Genomic DNA, 17,714 nt, shown 5'->3' with positions numbered 1-17,714 from the left:
AGGAACAGATTTGAACGCTGCGGAGCAGCGGCCCGCAAGGGCGAGGCTCATGGATGAGCCGAGTAACTCACAGCCAACGCATCTGTAGCTTGAAGTATGACGGGATAAATAAAGAGGCGAGTCCAACGTGGCCCAATTTGTTTATACCATGCATCGTGTCGGCAAAGTCGTTCCGCCGAAACGTCATATTCTTAAAAACATCTCACTGAGCTTCTTCCCTGGCGCCAAAATCGGTGTTCTTGGTCTGAACGGCGCGGGTAAATCGACCCTGCTGCGCATCATGGCCGGCATTGATACCGATATCGAAGGTGAAGCTCGCCCACAGCCTGGCATTAAAATCGGTTACCTGCCGCAGGAACCGAAACTGAACCCGGAACATACCGTTCGTGAATCCGTGGAAGAAGCGGTTGCCGAAGTGGTTAACGCGCTGAAAGGTCTGGATGAAGTGTACGCAAAGTACGCCGAGCCGGACGCCGACTTCGATAAACTCGCTGCGCAACAGGGCAAGTTTGAAGAGATCATTCAGGCGCACGACGGTCATAACCTGAACGTGCAGCTTGAGCGTGCCGCTGACGCCCTGCGTCTGCCGGACTGGGACGCTAAAATTGAGAACCTCTCTGGTGGTGAACGCCGCCGCGTCGCGCTGTGCCGCCTGCTGCTGGAAAAACCAGACATGCTGCTGCTCGACGAACCGACTAACCACCTGGACGCCGAATCCGTTGCGTGGCTGGAACGCTTCCTGCACGACTTCGAAGGCACCGTGGTGGCGATTACCCACGACCGTTACTTCCTCGACAACGTTGCGGGCTGGATTCTGGAGCTTGACCGCGGCGAAGGTATTCCATGGGAAGGCAACTACTCCTCTTGGCTGGAGCAGAAAGATCAGCGTCTGGCGCAGGAAGCGTCTCAGGAAGCGGCTCGCCGTAAATCCATTGAGAAAGAGCTGGAGTGGGTGCGTCAGGGCGCTAAAGGCCGTCAGTCTAAGGGTAAAGCCCGTCTGGCACGTTTTGAAGAGCTGAACAACACCGAATACCAGAAGCGTAACGAAACCAACGAACTGTTTATCCCACCTGGAGCACGTCTGGGTGATAAAGTCGTTGAAGTCACCAATCTGCGTAAATCCTACGGCGATCGCGTTCTGATTGACGACCTGAGCTTCTCCGTACCGAAAGGCGCTATCGTCGGCATCATCGGTCCGAACGGCGCGGGTAAATCTACCCTGTTCCGTATGATGTCCGGTCAGGAACAGCCAGACAGCGGCACCATCACACTGGGTGAAACCGTCAAGCTGGCTTCCGTTGACCAGTTCCGTGACGCCATGGACAACAGCAAAACCGTGTGGGAAGAAGTTTCCGGCGGGCTGGATATCATGAAGATCGGCAACACCGAGATGCCAAGCCGCGCCTACGTAGGCCGCTTCAACTTTAAAGGTGTTGATCAGGGTAAACGCGTAGGCGAACTCTCCGGCGGTGAGCGCGGTCGTCTGCACCTGGCGAAGCTGCTGCAGGTTGGCGGCAACATGCTGCTGCTTGATGAACCAACCAACGACCTGGATATCGAAACCCTGCGCGCGCTGGAAAACGCCCTGCTGGAGTTCCCGGGCTGCGCGATGGTCATCTCGCACGACCGTTGGTTCCTCGACCGTATCGCGACCCACATCCTGGATTACCAGGATGAAGGTAAGGTTGAGTTCTTCGAAGGTAACTTTACCGAATACGAAGAGTACAAGAAACGCACGCTGGGCGCAGATGCGCTGGAGCCGAAGCGTATTAAGTACAAGCGTATTTCTAAGTAATTACCGTTAAGCGCCGGATGGCGGCGTTACGCCTCATCCGGCCTACGAGGTTAGTGCGACTTGTAGGCCGGATAAGCGCAACGCCATCCGGCATTTACGCTATCTCTGCTCGCCCATCAACTCTTTCACCAACTCCACGCAGCGCAGAAATCGACCGTCATAGTCGGGTTCCTGAACGTGCACAAAATTGATATTGTTTTCCTGCAGCATCTCGACCAGCAGCGACTGAAACGCTTTTCTGTCAACCGAACTGCCGAGACTGCGTAAGCCATCCGCCACCCATGGAGTATTGTTCTCCAGCAGGATCACCAGGTCAAAGCGATACTCGTCAATCAGGGCCTGCACAAACGGGTGTTCACGCCCTTCATACTTTTTGCAGAAGGCCTGAGTGGTAACGAAATCGGTGTCGATAAACGCCACTTTATTGGCATACTTGACAGCAAAATCAATGTATTGGGCTTGTCCCAGGGCGATTTTATCGTAGTCGGAATACTGCAACGCCATCTCATCACCGCCCAAATGGGAGAAGACGTAATCACGCCCATATTCCCACGCACTGGTAGTGTTAAAGATATTGGCGAGCTTGTTCACCAGCGTCGATTTTCCGCTCGACTCTCCGCCGAGGATCGCCACAGTGCGCACGAAAAACGGCTTCACTTCTGTAGGAATATACTCCCAGTAGCGAAACGGGTTCTCACGGATTTGCCCGCCGCTGATGTTCATAAACGTTCGTTTGGGATCCACCAGCACGGTTTCGATCCCCAGATGTTCCAGATACTGCGGGGCATCTGACTCTTCAGAGGTGTAAATCCAGTTAGGCTGGATCCCTTTCTCCTGCATAAACGTTTTGATCCCGTTGCTCCACACATCCCAACCGTGTGGATACGGCTCCATACCCTCTTCGTTGAAGGCATGAATACGGATATTTTTCTGATACTTAAAGGTTTGCAGCAGCCAGCGTAGACGATCGGGCACCGTGGGCTGTTGCGACATAGCACTGTCTTCAAACAGGCTGCGATCGCGCGTGTCGTCATACCCCATGATGATATGCAGTTCATCGACCTGACTACACGCGCGCTGGATAAGATAGATATGGCCGGTATGCAGCGGATAAAACTTACCGAATACCACACCGATATTCTTCTGCTGGCGCGGAAACTCCAGCCCGAGAAACCGGTGCAACGCCTCCAGCTTTTGCGCGCTGGGGCTTTTAATTTTGGCATTCAGCAGTTGACTTAAATATCCCTTGGTCATGCCACTGGCATCTGCCACCTGTTGCAGGGTACAGCCCTTTTGCTTAATGGCAGTTTTCAGATAATCAAATGACACAAGAGCCTCCTGCTGTAAAAATAAACGTAATACCCAATACCGCCGGAAAGACGGCGGGTATTTTATTATAGGTCGTCAAACACGCTTAAAGCATCCGTAAGCTTCTTAACGCCAAAGACCTGCATCCCTTCCGGCACTTTTTTCGGCACGTTGGCGGCAGGAACAATCGCCCGACGAAAGCCGTGCTTCGCCGCTTCGGAAATACGCTCCTGGCCGCTGGGTACCGGACGGATTTCGCCCGCCAGTCCCACTTCGCCAAAGACCACTAAGTCCTGCGGCAGCGGTCGGTCGCGCAGGCTGGAAACCATTGCCAGTAGCAGTGCCAGATCGGCGCTGGTTTCGGTAACCTTCACACCGCCGACCACGTTGACGAACACGTCCTGATCCGCCATCTGCAAGCCGCCGTGACGATGCAGCACGGCCAGCAGAATCGCCAGACGGTTCTGCTCCAGACCGACCGCCACACGACGCGGATTCGCCATCATCGAATGGTCGACCAGCGCCTGAATCTCCACCAGCAACGGGCGCGTACCTTCCCAGACCACCATCACCGAACTGCCGGAGGTGACTTCATCGCCACGGCTTAAGAAGATAGCGGAAGGGTTGCTAACTTCGCGCAGCCCCTGTTCGGTCATGGCAAAGACGCCCAACTCATTCACCGCGCCAAAGCGATTTTTATGGCTACGCAGAGTACGGAAACGGGAATCGGCGTCGCCGTCGAGCAGAACCGAGCAGTCAATACAGTGCTCCAGCACCTTTGGACCGGCCAGCGAGCCGTCTTTGGTGACGTGGCCGACCATGACAATCGCCACGCCTCGCGTTTTGGCAAAGCGGGTCAGGTAAGCCGCGGTTTCGCGCACCTGTGCCACGCTGCCCGGCGAAGACTGAATATCCGCCATGTGCATCACCTGAATGGAGTCGATAACCATCAGCCTCGGCTGTTCTTCTTCGGCAATCAGGCAAATTTGTTCGATACTGGTTTCCGACAGCATGTTCAGATTCGCCGTCGGCAGACCGAGTCGATGCGCGCGCATCGCCACCTGTTGCAAAGACTCTTCGCCGGTGACGTACAGGGTTTTCATCTGCTCAGCGAGCTTGCACAGCGTTTGCAGCAGCAGCGTTGATTTCCCTGCGCCGGGGTTACCGCCAATCAGGATGGCGCTGCCTGGCACCACACCGCCGCCCAGCACGCGGTCAAACTCTTTAAATCCGGTGGAAAAACGCGGCAACTCTTCAAGGCTGATATCAGACAGCTTCTGCACTTTTGCGATGCCCGCATTCCCGGCATAGCCACTGAGCCGCTCGTTACGCGCCACCGTTGGTGACGCAGCAAGGCGTACCTCGGTAATGGTGTTCCAGGCCTGACAGGCGCTGCATTGCCCTTGCCAGCGCGGGTAATCGGCCCCGCATTCGTTACAAACAAAGGCGCGTTTTGGAGCTTTGGCCACGTTTTACCTCTTTCGTTAGCGCGTTTACCGGACAGCGTGGGCGCTTATCCGGCCTACGGTCACTTTGCCATCAGGCAATTAAATCATTTCTGGTTCATGCTGCCAGAGAGAATGCAGAACACGCCCATCAGGTCAGCGTGACGGATCGTAATCTCCGTCTTTTCATTCACTTTGGGTTTGGCATGATACGCTATACCCAGTCCAGCCGTTTTGATCATCGGCAGATCGTTGGCGCCATCGCCGATCGCCACCGTCTGCGCCATCGGGATCTCATACTCCTGCGCCAGGCGGGTCAGGGTGTTGGCTTTGTACTGGGCATCGACGATATCGCCGATCACGTTGCCGGTGAATTTACCATCCATGATCTCCAGCTCGTTTGCCACAGCCGCCGTCAGACGTAGTTTGTTACGCAGATAATCGGCAAAGAAGGTAAAACCGCCGGAGGCAATTGCCACTTTCCAGCCGAGCGTTTCCAGTTTTAACACCAGCTGAGTCAGGCCAGGCATCAGTGGTAGCGTTTCGCGCACCTGGTGCAAAATATTGGCATCAGCGCCCTTCAACGTCGCCACGCGGCTGCGCAAGCTGGCGGTAAAGTCCAGCTCGCCGCGCATCGCGCGTTCGGTGACTTCGGCAACCATTTCGCCGGTTCCCGCCAGTTTGGCAATTTCATCAATACACTCGATCTGGATAGCCGTTGAATCCATGTCCATCACCAGCAAACCCGGCGTGCGCAAATGCGGAATTTTACCCAGTGGCGCAACATCCAGCTTGGCATCATGCGCCAGTTTTGCCGCACGCGGCGTTAACGAGCCCGCCAGACGAATCACCTGATAATCCTCAACGCACCACGCCGCCACGATCACCATCGCCGCACCCAGTTTGCTCTGGTATTGCGTTAACCGTTGTTTATCCAGCCCACGACCGTACAGCAGCCAGCCACTGCGGCCCGCGTGGTAATCCAGCGGCATGACTTCATCACCGCTTAAAGAGAGAGGCAGACCTGGCCACAGAGAAACATCTTCAGGTAGATCGCACCAGGTAATGTTAGGCATTAAAGCTCCTGTAAAATCGTTCGGGTCGGAATCATCAGGGGAAAATAACGCATGAGGCTACCCTGTAACCAGCGCTTCTGGCAACATTAAGTCTCAAATTTTCAGCAGGTGGAATATGGCTCGCACAAAACTGAAATTCCGACTTCATCGTGCAGTGATTGTATTGTCCTGCCTTGCGCTGCTCGTTGCTCTGATGCAGGGCGCGTCCTGGTTTAGTCAAAGCCACCAACAGCAGCGTAATCCGCAGCTCGAAGAGCTGGCGCGCACGCTGGCTCGCCAGGTCTCCTTGAACGTCGCCCCGCTGATGCGTACCGAAACGCCGGATGAAAAGCGCATTAAAGCGGTACTCTCGCAGCTCACGGAAAGTAGCCGTATTCTGGATGCGGGGGTCTACGATGAACAGGGAGACCTGATTACACGCACCGGTGAGAGCGTCAACGTTCGTGACCGACTGGCGTTGGACGGCAAAAAAGCCGGGGGCTATTTTAACCAGCAGATTGTCGAGCCCATTCAGGGAAGAAATGGTCCACTGGGCTATCTACGCCTGACGCTGGATACCCACACGCTCGCCACCGAAGCCAAGCAGGTGGATAACACCACCAACATCTTACGCCTAATGCTGCTTCTGTCACTGGCAATTGGCGTGGTGCTCACCCGTACCTTATTGCAAGGCAAGCGCACCCGCTGGCAGCAATCCCCTTTCCTGCTGACCGCCAACAAACCGGTACAGGAAGAAGATAACGAGAAGAAAGAGTAATAACAGAAAGGAAATCGACCATGACGACACTACGCCTGCTTATCTCAGACTCTTACGATCCGTGGTTTAACCTCGCGGTCGAAGAGTGCATTTTTCGCCAGATGCCCGCCACGCAGCGCGTCCTGTTCTTGTGGCGTAACGCCGATACGGTGGTGATTGGCCGGGCGCAAAACCCGTGGAAAGAGTGTAATACCCGCCGTATGGAGGAAGACAACGTGCGGCTCGCCCGTCGCAGCAGCGGCGGCGGCGCGGTGTTCCATGACTTAGGCAATACCTGCTTTACCTTTATGGCCGGTAAACCGGAGTACGACAAAACCATCTCTACCGCTATTGTCCTCCATGCCCTGAACGCGCTGGGCGTAGACGCCGACGCCTCCGGGCGTAACGATCTGGTCGTGAAAACGCCAGACGGCGATCGCAAAGTTTCCGGCTCTGCTTATCGGGAAACGAAAGACCGCGGATTCCACCACGGCACGCTGTTGTTGAACGCCGATCTCAGCCGCCTGGAAAACTATCTCAATCCGGATAAAAAGAAACTCGCCGCCAAAGGCATCACCTCGGTTCGCTCACGCGTAGCGAATCTAACGGAGCTGTTGCCGGGCATCACCCATCAACAGGTCTGTCAGGCCATCACGGAAGCCTTTTTTGCCCACTACGGCGAACGTGTCGAAGCGGAAATTATCTCGCCGGACAAAACCCCGGATCTGCCGAACTTTGCCGAAACCTTTGCCCGTCAGAGCAGTTGGGAGTGGAATTTTGGTCAGGCGCCTGCATTCTCGCATCTTCTGGACGAGCGTTTCACCTGGGGCGGCGTTGAGCTGCATTTCGACGTGGAAAAAGGTCATATCACCCGTACGCAGGTCTTTACCGACAGCCTCAATCCCGCGCCGTTAGAAGCGCTGGCGGGTCGTCTGCAGGGGTGTTTGTACCGTGCGGATATGCTGCAACAGGAGTGCGAAGCGCTGCTGGTTGATTTCCCACAGCAGGAGAAAGAGTTACGCGAGCTGTCAGCGTGGATTGCCAGTGCGGTGAGCTAAACGCTGGCCTGAAAATGCCGGATGGCGGTCCGGCATACATCGATTGTAGCCCGGTAAGCGCAGCGCTACCGGGCATCACAACACTTACTCTTTATCGCCCAGCAGAACGGATTCCAGTGCGATTTTGATCATGTCGTTGAAGGTCGTCTGACGTTCAGCGGCAGTGGTCTGCTCGTGAGTACGGATATGGTCGGACACGGTGCAGATGGTCAGCGCTTTCGCACCAAACTCAGCCGCAACGCCGTAGATACCCGCCGCTTCCATTTCCACGCCCAGCACGCCGTATTTTTCCATTACGTCGAACATTTCGCCGTCCGGAGAGTAGAACAGGTCAGCGGAGAACAGGTTGCCCACGCGCGCGTCTACGCCCAGCGCTTTTGCCGCATCAACTGCATTACGCACCATGTCGAAGTCAGCGATAGCTGCGAAGTCATGATCTTTAAAACGGATACGGTTTACTTTGGAGTCGGTGCAGGCGCCCATACCGATAACCACGTCACGCAGTTTAACGTCCATACGCACAGCGCCGCAGGAGCCTACGCGAATGATTTTCTTCACGCCAAAATCGGTGATCAGCTCTTTGGTGTAGATAGAGCAGGACGGGATACCCATCCCGTGACCCATAACGGAGATCTTACGGCCTTTGTAAGTACCGGTGAAACCTAACATGCCGCGAACGTTGTTCACTTCACGAACATCTTCGAGGAAAGTTTCAGCAATATGCTTTGCGCGCAGCGGGTCGCCCGGCATCAATACGACGTCAGCGAAATCACCCATTTCTGCATTAATATGTGGAGTTGCCATCTTCAGTTCCCTTTTGATTTATTGTTTTTGTCGGGGGGGTAGCAATGCCTTACCCAACCGACGAAACGAATTCAAATACCCTAAGGATTTCGCGTTGTAGGAAGGCGACGAATTCGGAACCCCCGGGAGCATAGATTACCTATGTGACCGGGGTGAGCGAATGAAGTCAACGCATCTACAGCGCGAAAGACAACGGGTATCACAGCATGTTTTTACCGTAGTCCATCGGCGATGTACCAAAGTAGCTCGCCAGCGTCTGGCCAATATCCGCGAAAGTTTCACGGTGACCTAAAGAGCCTGGTTTCACTTTCGGGCCGTAAACCAGCACCGGAATGTGCTCACGAGTGTGGTCAGTGCCGGTCCAGCTCGGGTCACAGCCGTGGTCAGCGGTCAGGATCAGAATGTCATCTTCACCCACCAGTTCCATCAGTTCAGGCAAACGGCGGTCGAACAGTTCCAGACCTGCAGCGTAACCAGCGATATCGCGACGATGTCCCCAGGAAGAGTCGAAATCAACGAAGTTAGTGAAGACGATGGTCTTATCACCCGCTTCTTTCATCTCTTTGATGGTGGCGTCGAACAGCGCGTCCAGGCCGGTAGCTTTCACTTTTTTGGTGATGCCACAGTTAGCGTAGATATCCGCGATTTTACCGACGGAAACCACGTGACCGTCTTTCTCGTCGACCAGTTTCTGCAGCACAGTCGGTGCTGGCGGCTCAACGGCCAGATCGTGACGGTTACCGGTGCGCTGGAAATTACCCGCTTTATCACCGATAAACGGACGCGCGATAACACGACCGATGTTGTAACCACCTTCGGTCAGTTCTTCACGAGCGATTTCACACAGTTCGTAGAGTTTATCCAGGCCAAAAGTCTCTTCGTGACAGGCAATCTGGAACACGGAGTCTGCGGAAGTATAGAAAATCGGCTTGCCGGTTTTCATATGCTCTTCACCCAGTTGATCCAAGATCACGGTACCGGAAGAGTGGCAGTTGCCGAGGTAGCCCGGCAGGTTGGCACGTTTGACCAGTTTATCCAGCAGTTCCTGCGGGAAGCTGTTGTCATGATCGGAGAAATAACCCCAGTCAAACAGAACCGGAACACCCGCGATTTCCCAGTGGCCAGACGGCGTGTCTTTCCCGGAAGAGAGTTCATGCGCCCAGGCGTAGGCACCAATCACTTCCGCGTTACCGTCCATACCAGCAGCAATTTTACCGGTAGAACCTTCGTGAGCTTTCACCAGGCCCAGACGGGTCAGGTTAGGCAGATTCAGTGGACCTTTGCGACCCTTGTCAGCTTCGCCTTTCGCACAGGCTTCTGCAATGTGTCCCATAGTGTCTGAGCCTACGTCGCCAAAGCGATCCGCATCTTCAGTCGCACCAATACCAAAGGAGTCCAGCACCATAATAAATGCACGTTTCATCTTGTTCTCCAACATCTGCGCCGCAAAAAAGCGATCAGATCAGTATACAGTTATTCGGTAATACGACGATAGACTGTCGGTGTAATTTCTGGCGCTTTATCGTCAAGGCTAATTGCCGCTTTGACCGCTTTCGCCGCTTCCTGCCAGCTGGCTTCGTCTTTGGCGTGGATCACCGCCAGCGGACGCTGTCCGTCTACGCTGTCGCCCAGACGCGCCATGTCGCTAAAGCCAACGCTGTAATCAATGGTGTCCGAAGCCTGACGACGACCGCCGCCCATGGAAACAACCGCCATTCCCAGCGCACGGGTATCCATAGCGCTGACAAAACCTTCGGTATCAGCATATACCGCTTTGCTGAGCATTGCCGTCGGCAGGTACTTCGCATAATTTTCGACGAAATCGGTCGGGCCTTTCTGCGCTGCAACCATGCGACCAAAAATCTCTGCCGCTTTGCCGTTATCCAGCACCGCCTGCAATTTCGCACGGGCTTCGGCATCGTCTTTCGCCAGATTGCCGGAGATCAGCATTTCCACGCACAGCGCCATCGTGACGTCTAACAGACGTGGATTGCGGTATTCACCTGTCAGGAACTGCACCGCTTCGCGGACTTCTACCGCGTTACCTGCGCTGGATGCCAGTACCTGGTTCATATCGGTTAACAGCGCGGTGGTACGTACACCCGCCCCGTTCGCCACGCCGACAATCGCTTCGGCAAGCGCTTCAGAACGCTCATAGGTCGGCATAAAGGCGCCGCTGCCTACTTTCACATCCATCACCAGCGCATCCAGCCCTTCCGCCAGCTTTTTCGCCAGGATAGAGCCGGTAATCAGCGGGATGGAATCCACCGTCGCGGTAATATCGCGGGTGGCATAAAAACGTTTATCCGCCGGTGCGAGCGAGCTGGTTTGCCCAATAATCGCCACACCCACGTCTTTAATAATTTCACGGAAACGCGCGTCGTCCGGGAAGATGTCAAACCCTGGGATGGCTTCCAGTTTATCGAGCGTACCGCCGGTATGCCCCAGACCACGCCCGGAGATCATCGGAATATAGCCGCCGCATGCAGCGACCATCGGGCCTAACATCAGTGAGGTTACGTCACCCACGCCGCCGGTAGAGTGTTTATCCACAATCGGGCCGTTCAGTTGCAGGCTTTTCCAGTCCAGCACGGTTCCTGAATCACGCATTGCCATGGTCAGCGAAACACGCTCAGGCATTGTCATATCGTGGAAGAAAATGGTCATCGCCAGGGCGGCGATTTGCCCTTCAGAGATGGTGTTGTCGCGAATCCCATTGATAAAGAAACGAATCTCTTCATCGCTCAGCGCATGACCATCACGTTTTTTACGAATAATTTCTTGTGCGAGAAACATGGTAACCCCCGATAAATCAGGTTAAATGCAGCGGAAAACCCACTGCAATGAATGATTACTCTAAACAATTCGAGTCGCAGGAAGCGGCAAGGAAGCTCATCCCCAGGCGCTTACTACAGTAAGTGACTGGGGTGAGGGAGTGCAGCTAACGCACCTGCGGCTTGAAGTATGACGAGTAATTAGTAGCTGCTTGCGCTCTTACCGTCGCCGTGACCCAGCGCTTTCAGCAGGCTCGCCAGCAGGCTGGATGCCCCAAAACGATAGTGACGGGAATCGGCCCAGTCAGCGCCAAACAGTTCGTCGGCAATCGCCAGGAACTGCTGTGCATCTTCTGCGGTACGCACGCCGCCTGCCGGTTTGAAACCTACAGTTTTAGAAACGCCCATGTCGCGGATCACTTCCATCATGATGCGTGCGCTTTCCGGCGTCGCATTTACCGGCACTTTACCGGTAGAGGTTTTGATGAAATCAGCACCCGCTTTGATGGAGATTTCAGACGCTTTACGGATAAGACTCTCTTCTTTCAGCTCACCGGTTTCGATGATCACTTTCAGCAGCACGTTTGCCGCCGCACACGCATCTTTACATGCTTTAACCAGATCAAAACCAACCTGCTCGTTACCGGCGATCAGGGCACGGTAAGGGAACACCACGTCAACTTCATCCGCGCCGTAGGCAATCGCCGCGCGGGTTTCAGCCAGCGCAATCTCGATGTCGTCGTTGCCGTGCGGGAAGTTGGTCACGGTTGCAATACGGATGTCCGGAGTGCCTTGCTCTTTCAGCGTTTTACGCGCGATAGGGATGAAACGCGGATAGATGCAAATAGCGGCAGTGTTGCCTACCGGAGTCTTCGCCTGATGACACAGCGCGATCACTTTTTCATTGGTGTCGTCGTCATTCAGAGTGGTCAGATCCATCAGTTTCAGTGCACGCAGGCTGCTTGCTGTTAAATCGGTCATAACATTCTCCAACGGCATCGCCGTATAAAATTTCACCTTGCGAGTTTGTTAGTATTCTAACATCCACTCGCTATTACACTTCGATATACATCACAGTTAATGAAAACCACATACAGATTTGCATTACTCAAATGAGATCTACTTCAAATAAATCACCTTTCAAGAAGGGATGCGGTGGCATCAGGCGCATCCGGATCAAAGGTTGTGGCGGCGTTGCTTTCTACAATGGCGTTACACCTTCGGGATAAAAAGGAATCAACGATGCCCACTTCAAGCGAACTCGCGCTGCAACAGCGTTGCCAACAAATCGTGACCAGTCCGGTGCTCAGCCCTGAGCAGAAACGCCACTTCCTGGCGCTGGAGGCTGAAAACGCGCTGCCTTACCCGCAACTACCTGCTGAGGCTCGCCAGGCGCTGGATGACGGGGTGATCTGCGATATGTATGAAGGTCATGCCCCGTTCAAACCGCGCTATGTTTTACCCGACTACGCGCGTTTTCTGGCCAACGGTTCCTCATGGCTGGAACTGGAAGGAGCCAGGGATCTTGATGACGCGTTATCCTTACTCACCATCCTGTATCACCACGTTCCGTCAGTCACCTCGATGCCGGTCTATCTCGGCCAGCTCGACGTTCTGTTGCAACCGTATGTTAGAATTCTAACACAAGATGAGATCGATATTCGAATAAAACGTTTCTGGCGTTATCTCGACAGAACCCTGCCAGACGCATTTATGCATGCCAATATCGGCCCCGCAGATACGCCTGTCACTCGTGCAATTTTACGCGCAGACGCAGAGTTAAAGCAGGTTTCGCCTAATCTGACGTTCATTTATGATCCGCAAATTACACCTGACGACCTGCTGCTCAACGTGGCGCAAAATATCTGCGAGTGCAGTAAGCCGCACATTTCCAACGGCCCCGAAAATGATAAAATTTTCACAAAAGGTCAGTATGGCGTCGTCAGCTGTTACAACTCATTGCCGCTCGCCGGGGGTGGAAGCACGCTGGTCAGGCTCAATCTGAAAGCCATCGCAGAGCGCAGCACCTCTGTCGATGACTTCTTTACGCGCACCCTACCGCACTATTGCCAGCAGCAAATCGCCATCATTGATTCACGATGTGAATTCCTCTATGAAAAATCACATTTCTTTGAGAATAGCTTCCTGGTGCAGGAAGGGTTGATTGATCCCGAACGTTTTGTCCCTATGTTCGGCATGTATGGCCTGGCGGAGGCGGTGAATCTGCTGTGCGATAAGGCGGGGCAGAATGCTCGCTACGGAAAAGATGAGGTCGCCAATCAGCTAGGGTATCGCATCAGCGCCCAACTGGCGGAGTTTGTAGAAAGTACCCCGGTGAAATTTGGCTGGAAGCAGCGCGCAATGCTGCACGCACAGTCAGGGATCAGTTCAGACATCGGCACCACGCCGGGCGCGCGTCTGCCCTATGGCGATGAGCCGGATCCGATCACTCACCTGCAAACCGTCGCGCCGCATCATGCGTATTATCACGCGGGGATCAGCGACATTCTCACGCTGGATGAAACCATCAAGCGCAATCCTCAGGCGTTGGTGCAATTGTGCCTCGGGGCGTTTAAAGCTGGGATGCGTGAGTTTACCGCCAACGTGAGTGGTAACGATCTGGTCCGCGTCACCGGCTATATGGTACGCCTGTCGGATCTGGAAAAATATCGCGCCGAAGGTTCACGCACCAACACCACCTGGCTGGGCGAAGAAGCCGCGCGCAATACGCGCATTCTGGAACGACAACCTCGCGTGATTAGCCATGAACAGCAGATGCGCTTCAGTAAGTAAGATCATTCCTTTCTCCTGCGTCGACGGGCCGGGCAGTCGCCTGGCTCTGTTTCTGCAAGGATGTAACCTGCGCTGTAAAAATTGCCACAATCCGTGGACGATGGGACGCTGCAACGACTGCGGGGAATGTATCCTGCATTGCCCGCATGAAGCGCTGAGCCTGAGTGCGGGGAAAGTGAGATGGCAATACGACGTATGTCAGCAGTGCGATACCTGCCTGCACATGTGCCCACAGCAGGCCACGCCGATGGCGCAAACCCTGAGCGTTGATGAAGTGCTGCAGCATATTCGCAAGGCGGTGCTGTTTATTGAAGGAATTACGGTCAGCGGCGGCGAAGCGACCACCCAGTTGCCGTTTATCGTGGCGCTGTTTAACGCGATCAAAACCGATCCGCAGCTGCAACACCTGACCTGCATGGTAGACAGCAACGGCATGCTGAGCGAAACCGGCTGGCAAAAACTACTGCCGGTATGCGACGGCGTAATGCTCGATTTAAAAGCCTGGGATAGCGCGTGTCATCGACAGTTGACAGGCCGCGATAACACGCTGATTAAACAAAGCATTACCTTTTTGTCCGGGCAGGGAAAACTTGCGGAACTGCGCCTGCTGGTTATTCCTGGCCACGTGGATTATCTACAGCATATCGATGCACTGGCGGCGTTTATCAAACGTTCAGGTGATGTACCGGTGCGGCTAAATGCCTTTCATGCGCACGGGGTGTACGGCGAAGCGAAGGACTGGCCGAGCGCCACGCCTGAGGATGTGGAGCAACTGGCGCAAGGATTGCGCGAGCGCGGAGTGGATAATTTGATCTTCCCGGCGCTGTACCTGTAATTGCCGGATGCGACGTATCCATCGTCCGGCAATTAAAAATCAAATAACGCCGTCGTATTGCGATACAGCGCATCAGCGATAACATCCGCAGGTTCCGGGCGCAGCTCGCAGAGGACATCAAAGACTCTGACCACCTGCTCCGGGCGATTCGGCTGTCCCTGAAAGCCGTTGAGCGGCATATCCGGCGCGTCAGTTTCCAGCAGCAGTGAGTCCAGCGGCAGTTGCGCCATTACCTCGCGGGTTTTACTGGCGCGCGGATAGGTAATGGTGCCGCCCACGCCAATTTTGTAGCCCAGTTGCACAAAACGTTCGGCCTGCTGCACGCTCCCGGAAAATCCATGCACCACGCCGGTTCGCGGTAAAGCATGGCGTTTCAGGTGCATCGCCAGCTTGTCATGAGTGCGCCGCGAATGCAGGATCACCGGCAGCTCGTAACGCTTCGCCAGCTTAAGCTGCGCTTCCAGCAGCCGCTCTTGCTTGTCGAATTGCGGATCGTCCCGATAAAGATCCAGCCCAATCTCACCTACCGCCACCAGCTTTTGCGGACGCTTATCCAGCGCCTGCTGCAACTGCTCCAGGCAGTCATCGCTATGTTGCTCAATAACAATGGGATGCAGCCCCAGGGCGGCAAACAATGGAGGGTAATTTTCCGCTAACGCCAGTACACGGGAAAAATTTGCCGCCTGGGTGGCCGGAACGATAATGCTTTGCACGCCGACGTCAGCCGCGCCCTGAATACTGGCAGATTCATCGCCCGTAAACGGCGGAAAATCAAAGTGACAATGCGTATCAATAAAACGATAACTCACGCCAAATCCTCGTTATTAAACGTCGTGTCGTTAGCCTGAGGCGCATTGGTCACCACGGGGGCGTGAGCGTCGTTAGCCACCGGCGCGGGAGGAACCACGACCGGTCCCGGCACCACAATCTTCGGCGTCTGACGAGGCAACGGCGTATTTTTCGCCAGCAGCTTGCCGACGGTTGCCAGGAAGTAACGACCACACAGGCGTCCGGTCTTGTAATCTTCCCGCAGCGCCGGAATACGGCTTCCTAATGCCATGCTATGGAGCGGTTTGGGCGGGTAGATCTCAAAGATACGCAGCTTACCCGGCGGTTTCTCAATAAAACTCTGAATCGCGCGATAGCTGGCTTCATGGTGCTGGACCAGATTCAGCAGCGGTTGCAGGCTGCTTTCGCCCAGCCAGCGTTCCATACGCTTGAACCACTGCGGGGTGTAATACATTTGCGAAGGCACGGTGCGGATAACCACCAGCGTTTTTGCCCCCTGCTTCGCCGCTTCCTGCACGGGAATGGCGTCGCTGACTCCCCCATCGAGATAATTCACACCATCCAGCGCAACCCCTGCGCGGTAGAACCCGGGAATCGCGCTGGAGGCACGAATAAGATCGAGCCAGTTTTGCCGGTTCGGCGAAAAATAGCCTGGCGTGTAGTCATCGCCCCGACAGGCGCACATATAAAACGATTTCCCTGCGGCAAACAGGCGCTCGGCGTTATCCATCGCCAGCGGCATCTGGGACGCGGTCGAATCCACCAGCCAATCGAGATCGATTAAGTTTCCCCCGCGCACAAAGCGCACCGGGTCAAAAAATTCACGTCGGGTAGTGTAACGCATGATGACTTTACGACCGTAACCCGGCTGGTTACAAAGATAGGCTGAAAGGTTTTGCGCACCAGCGGAGGTCCCGTAGAAGAGATCAAAAGGATTGAACTGCGCGCGCATGAATTCATCCAGTACGCCAGCGGTGAAGATGCCTCTTTGTCCGCCGCCCTCACACACCAGCGCCATACTGCCTGGTTGAAACGGACGTAACGATAACGGCGCAATATTGCCGAGCGTGACGGGTATTCTCTGCCCCACCTCTGCCTTCCTGTTGTTTTTGTAATAGAACAACAAAGTAACGCAAATTGCCTGATGCTAAAACCGTAAAAGCCAGTCCGGTGGACTGGCTTAGTAGCAAGTTATCTTTACGGTTAATCCCCAAAATAATTCGAGTCACAAGAAGGCGGCAAGGGCGTAAATCCCGATCTGCTTACTCTGGTAAGTGATACGGGCGAGCACGCGTAGCCAGCGCACCTTTAACTTGAAGAATAAAGGGGATGTCGCTAGGGCCGTTTACGACCTGTAAACAGGCTGACCAGAAACAGAATGATCCCCACCACAAAAACAATTTTCGCTGCGCCAGCAGCGGTACCCGCCAGTCCACCAAAACCCAGTGCAGCGGCAATTAACGCGATAACCAGAAATATGATGCCCCATCGAAACATGCGCTTCTCCTTTACCATAGTTAATGTCACCGCTTGATATGAGCACTCAGGCTGCCCATCGGCGATATTTTCAGTGTGGTGCACAACACGCCTCCCGACAAACGTCGGGAGGACGAATTAAGTCTAATTAGTGAGTTTTAAGATCGTTTTTGACGCTTTTCACGCCATCAATCGCTTTGGCGATGCTCTCAGCACGATCGCTTTGAGCCTGTGATTCAACGGTTCCTGAAAGCTGTACCACGCCATCGGTGGTTTCAACTTTCACTTTGCGGGAAGGGACAATATCATCGGCCAGCAGCTTGGCTTTTACCTCACTGGTGATTGCCGTATCGCCCGCATAGCCTTTTACAGAAGTGTCTTTGCTATCACGTACGTGCAGTTTGTCGCTAACAGAGGTCACACCCTCAACGCCTTTGGCGACTTTAACTGCCTCTTCGGCCTGTGCCTGGCTTTCAACAAACCCGCTTAGCGTCACCACCTTCTGGTCGGTTTTAACGGAAATGTCGGTGCTCTTAATGCTATCGTGATCCACCAGCGCGGCTTTTACTTTCGCAGTGATGGTGCTGTCATCCATGAAATTACCGACTTTGTTCATGGAGCTATCGACTTTCTGCCCCGCACTTTCGACGCCGGATTGCGTTTTATCCGTCGTGGAGTTTTCTGCATAAGCAGAACCCGTTGCAACAGCGGAGGTCAGCATCACGGCCAGCAGCGTTTTAGAAATCTTAAGTCCTGTCATTGTCATCGATGTATTCCTGTATGTTTGCTAAAAGCTGCGCTCTGCCGTAAAACGGCTTGAGCCAG

Annotated in this window: 16 protein-coding genes; 5 read left to right on the top strand and 11 right to left on the bottom strand. The window is 54.5% G+C overall.

What is annotated here, in order from left to right:
• Positions 1-127: 127 nt before the first annotated feature.
• Positions 128-1,795 (top strand): energy-dependent translational throttle protein EttA, encoded by a 1,668-nt coding sequence (gene ettA / locus GPJ68_RS03815; RefSeq protein ID WP_003019019.1) that lies wholly within the window; start codon positions 128-130, stop codon positions 1,793-1,795.
• Between the two features lie 99 nt (positions 1,796-1,894).
• Here the strand turns inward: ettA and nadR are convergent, their stop codons facing one another.
• The 3 genes from nadR to serB form a co-directional block, all read right to left on the bottom strand.
• On the bottom strand, positions 1,895-3,124 hold the full coding sequence (gene nadR, locus GPJ68_RS03810; RefSeq protein ID WP_016151614.1) for a multifunctional transcriptional regulator/nicotinamide-nucleotide adenylyltransferase/ribosylnicotinamide kinase NadR: 1,230 nt from the start codon (positions 3,122-3,124) through the stop codon (positions 1,895-1,897).
• Positions 3,125-3,189: 65 nt separating this feature from the next.
• A complete protein-coding gene (gene radA, locus GPJ68_RS03805; protein WP_016151613.1) occupies positions 3,190-4,572 on the bottom strand; it encodes a DNA repair protein RadA in 1,383 nt (460 codons plus the stop codon).
• An 83-nt stretch (positions 4,573-4,655) separates the two neighbouring features.
• Entirely contained in the window at positions 4,656-5,624 is a 969-nt protein-coding gene (gene serB, locus GPJ68_RS03800; protein ID WP_003829946.1) for a phosphoserine phosphatase, read from the bottom strand.
• A 115-nt stretch (positions 5,625-5,739) separates the two neighbouring features.
• Between serB and GPJ68_RS03795 the strand changes: the two genes are divergently transcribed.
• Together GPJ68_RS03795 and lplA are read left to right on the top strand one after the other, a co-directional pair.
• Complete coding sequence (locus tag GPJ68_RS03795; RefSeq protein ID WP_016151612.1) at positions 5,740-6,381, top strand: YtjB family periplasmic protein; 642 nt, start codon at positions 5,740-5,742, stop codon at positions 6,379-6,381.
• 20 nt (positions 6,382-6,401) lie between these two features.
• Complete coding sequence (gene lplA, locus GPJ68_RS03790) at positions 6,402-7,418, top strand: lipoate--protein ligase LplA (protein WP_104652003.1); 1,017 nt, start codon at positions 6,402-6,404, stop codon at positions 7,416-7,418.
• 84 nt (positions 7,419-7,502) lie between these two features.
• On the opposite strand, the gene deoD is transcribed toward lplA, so the two are convergent.
• The 4 genes from deoD to deoC all read right to left on the bottom strand — a co-directional run bounded on the left by deoD (position 7,503) and on the right by deoC (position 11,977).
• On the bottom strand, positions 7,503-8,222 hold the full coding sequence (gene deoD / locus GPJ68_RS03785; RefSeq protein WP_000224864.1) for a purine-nucleoside phosphorylase: 720 nt from the start codon (positions 8,220-8,222) through the stop codon (positions 7,503-7,505).
• 199 nt (positions 8,223-8,421) lie between these two features.
• The gene (deoB, locus tag GPJ68_RS03780) at positions 8,422-9,645 is read right to left on the bottom strand and encodes a phosphopentomutase (protein WP_016151610.1); all 1,224 of its coding nucleotides are present in this window, start codon (positions 9,643-9,645) and stop codon (positions 8,422-8,424) included.
• A gap of 50 nt (positions 9,646-9,695) precedes the next feature.
• Positions 9,696-11,018, bottom strand: coding sequence for a thymidine phosphorylase (gene deoA / locus GPJ68_RS03775; protein WP_104652002.1), 1,323 nt, complete (start codon positions 11,016-11,018; stop codon positions 9,696-9,698).
• Positions 11,019-11,197: 179 nt separating this feature from the next.
• Complete coding sequence (deoC, locus tag GPJ68_RS03770; protein ID WP_016155634.1) at positions 11,198-11,977, bottom strand: deoxyribose-phosphate aldolase; 780 nt, start codon at positions 11,975-11,977, stop codon at positions 11,198-11,200.
• 261 nt (positions 11,978-12,238) lie between these two features.
• On the opposite strand from deoC, the gene GPJ68_RS03765 reads away from it, so the two are divergent.
• Both GPJ68_RS03765 and GPJ68_RS03760 read left to right on the top strand, forming a co-directional pair.
• Complete coding sequence (locus tag GPJ68_RS03765) at positions 12,239-13,789, top strand: YjjI family glycine radical enzyme (RefSeq protein ID WP_019078317.1); 1,551 nt, start codon at positions 12,239-12,241, stop codon at positions 13,787-13,789.
• Positions 13,761-14,624, top strand: coding sequence for a YjjW family glycine radical enzyme activase (locus tag GPJ68_RS03760; protein ID WP_180837131.1), 864 nt, complete (start codon positions 13,761-13,763; stop codon positions 14,622-14,624). The genes GPJ68_RS03765 and GPJ68_RS03760 overlap by 29 nt, the downstream gene beginning before the upstream one ends.
• Before the next feature lie 32 nt (positions 14,625-14,656).
• Here GPJ68_RS03760 and GPJ68_RS03755 read toward each other — a convergent pair whose 3' ends face one another.
• The 4 genes from GPJ68_RS03755 to osmY form a co-directional block, all read right to left on the bottom strand.
• Positions 14,657-15,433, bottom strand: coding sequence for a metal-dependent hydrolase (locus GPJ68_RS03755; RefSeq protein ID WP_016155630.1), 777 nt, complete (start codon positions 15,431-15,433; stop codon positions 14,657-14,659).
• The gene (locus GPJ68_RS03750; RefSeq protein WP_049040450.1) at positions 15,430-16,503 is read right to left on the bottom strand and encodes a patatin family protein; all 1,074 of its coding nucleotides are present in this window, start codon (positions 16,501-16,503) and stop codon (positions 15,430-15,432) included. Before GPJ68_RS03750 ends, GPJ68_RS03755 begins: the two co-directional genes overlap by 4 nt.
• Positions 16,504-16,748: 245 nt before the next feature.
• Positions 16,749-16,910, bottom strand: a complete 162-nt coding sequence (locus tag GPJ68_RS03745) for a DUF1328 domain-containing protein (RefSeq protein ID WP_003019081.1) — start codon at positions 16,908-16,910, stop codon at positions 16,749-16,751.
• Between the two features lie 127 nt (positions 16,911-17,037).
• Positions 17,038-17,655, bottom strand: a complete 618-nt coding sequence (gene osmY / locus GPJ68_RS03740; protein WP_016151602.1) for a molecular chaperone OsmY — start codon at positions 17,653-17,655, stop codon at positions 17,038-17,040.
• Between the last annotated feature and the right edge of the window lie 59 nt (positions 17,656-17,714).

Source organism: Citrobacter sp. 172116965 (genome assembly GCF_013458095.1).
Lineage (GTDB): Bacteria > Pseudomonadota > Gammaproteobacteria > Enterobacterales > Enterobacteriaceae > Citrobacter > Citrobacter braakii.
Note: the sequence above shows the minus strand (reverse complement) of the source record. Positions and strands in the feature narration are given on the sequence as shown.

What these genes read in the sequence shown, in the direction of transcription:
- deoD (WP_000224864.1), bottom strand. Translation starts at nt 8,222, where the DNA reads ATGGCAACTCCACATATTAATGCAGAAATGGGTGATTTCGCTGACGTC.
- lplA (WP_104652003.1), top strand. Translation starts at nt 6,402, where the DNA reads ATGACGACACTACGCCTGCTTATCTCAGACTCTTACGATCCGTGGTTT.
- deoA (WP_104652002.1), bottom strand. Translation starts at nt 11,018, where the DNA reads ATGTTTCTCGCACAAGAAATTATTCGTAAAAAACGTGATGGTCATGCG.
- serB (WP_003829946.1), bottom strand. Translation starts at nt 5,624, where the DNA reads ATGCCTAACATTACCTGGTGCGATCTACCTGAAGATGTTTCTCTGTGG.
- GPJ68_RS03745 (WP_003019081.1), bottom strand. Translation starts at nt 16,910, where the DNA reads ATGTTTCGATGGGGCATCATATTTCTGGTTATCGCGTTAATTGCCGCT.
- GPJ68_RS03795 (WP_016151612.1), top strand. Translation starts at nt 5,740, where the DNA reads ATGGCTCGCACAAAACTGAAATTCCGACTTCATCGTGCAGTGATTGTA.
- deoC (WP_016155634.1), bottom strand. Translation starts at nt 11,977, where the DNA reads ATGACCGATTTAACAGCAAGCAGCCTGCGTGCACTGAAACTGATGGAT.
- deoB (WP_016151610.1), bottom strand. Translation starts at nt 9,645, where the DNA reads ATGAAACGTGCATTTATTATGGTGCTGGACTCCTTTGGTATTGGTGCG.
- GPJ68_RS03765 (WP_019078317.1), top strand. Translation starts at nt 12,239, where the DNA reads ATGCCCACTTCAAGCGAACTCGCGCTGCAACAGCGTTGCCAACAAATC.
- osmY (WP_016151602.1), bottom strand. Translation starts at nt 17,655, where the DNA reads ATGACAATGACAGGACTTAAGATTTCTAAAACGCTGCTGGCCGTGATG.
- GPJ68_RS03760 (WP_180837131.1), top strand. Translation starts at nt 13,761, where the DNA reads ATGAACAGCAGATGCGCTTCAGTAAGTAAGATCATTCCTTTCTCCTGC.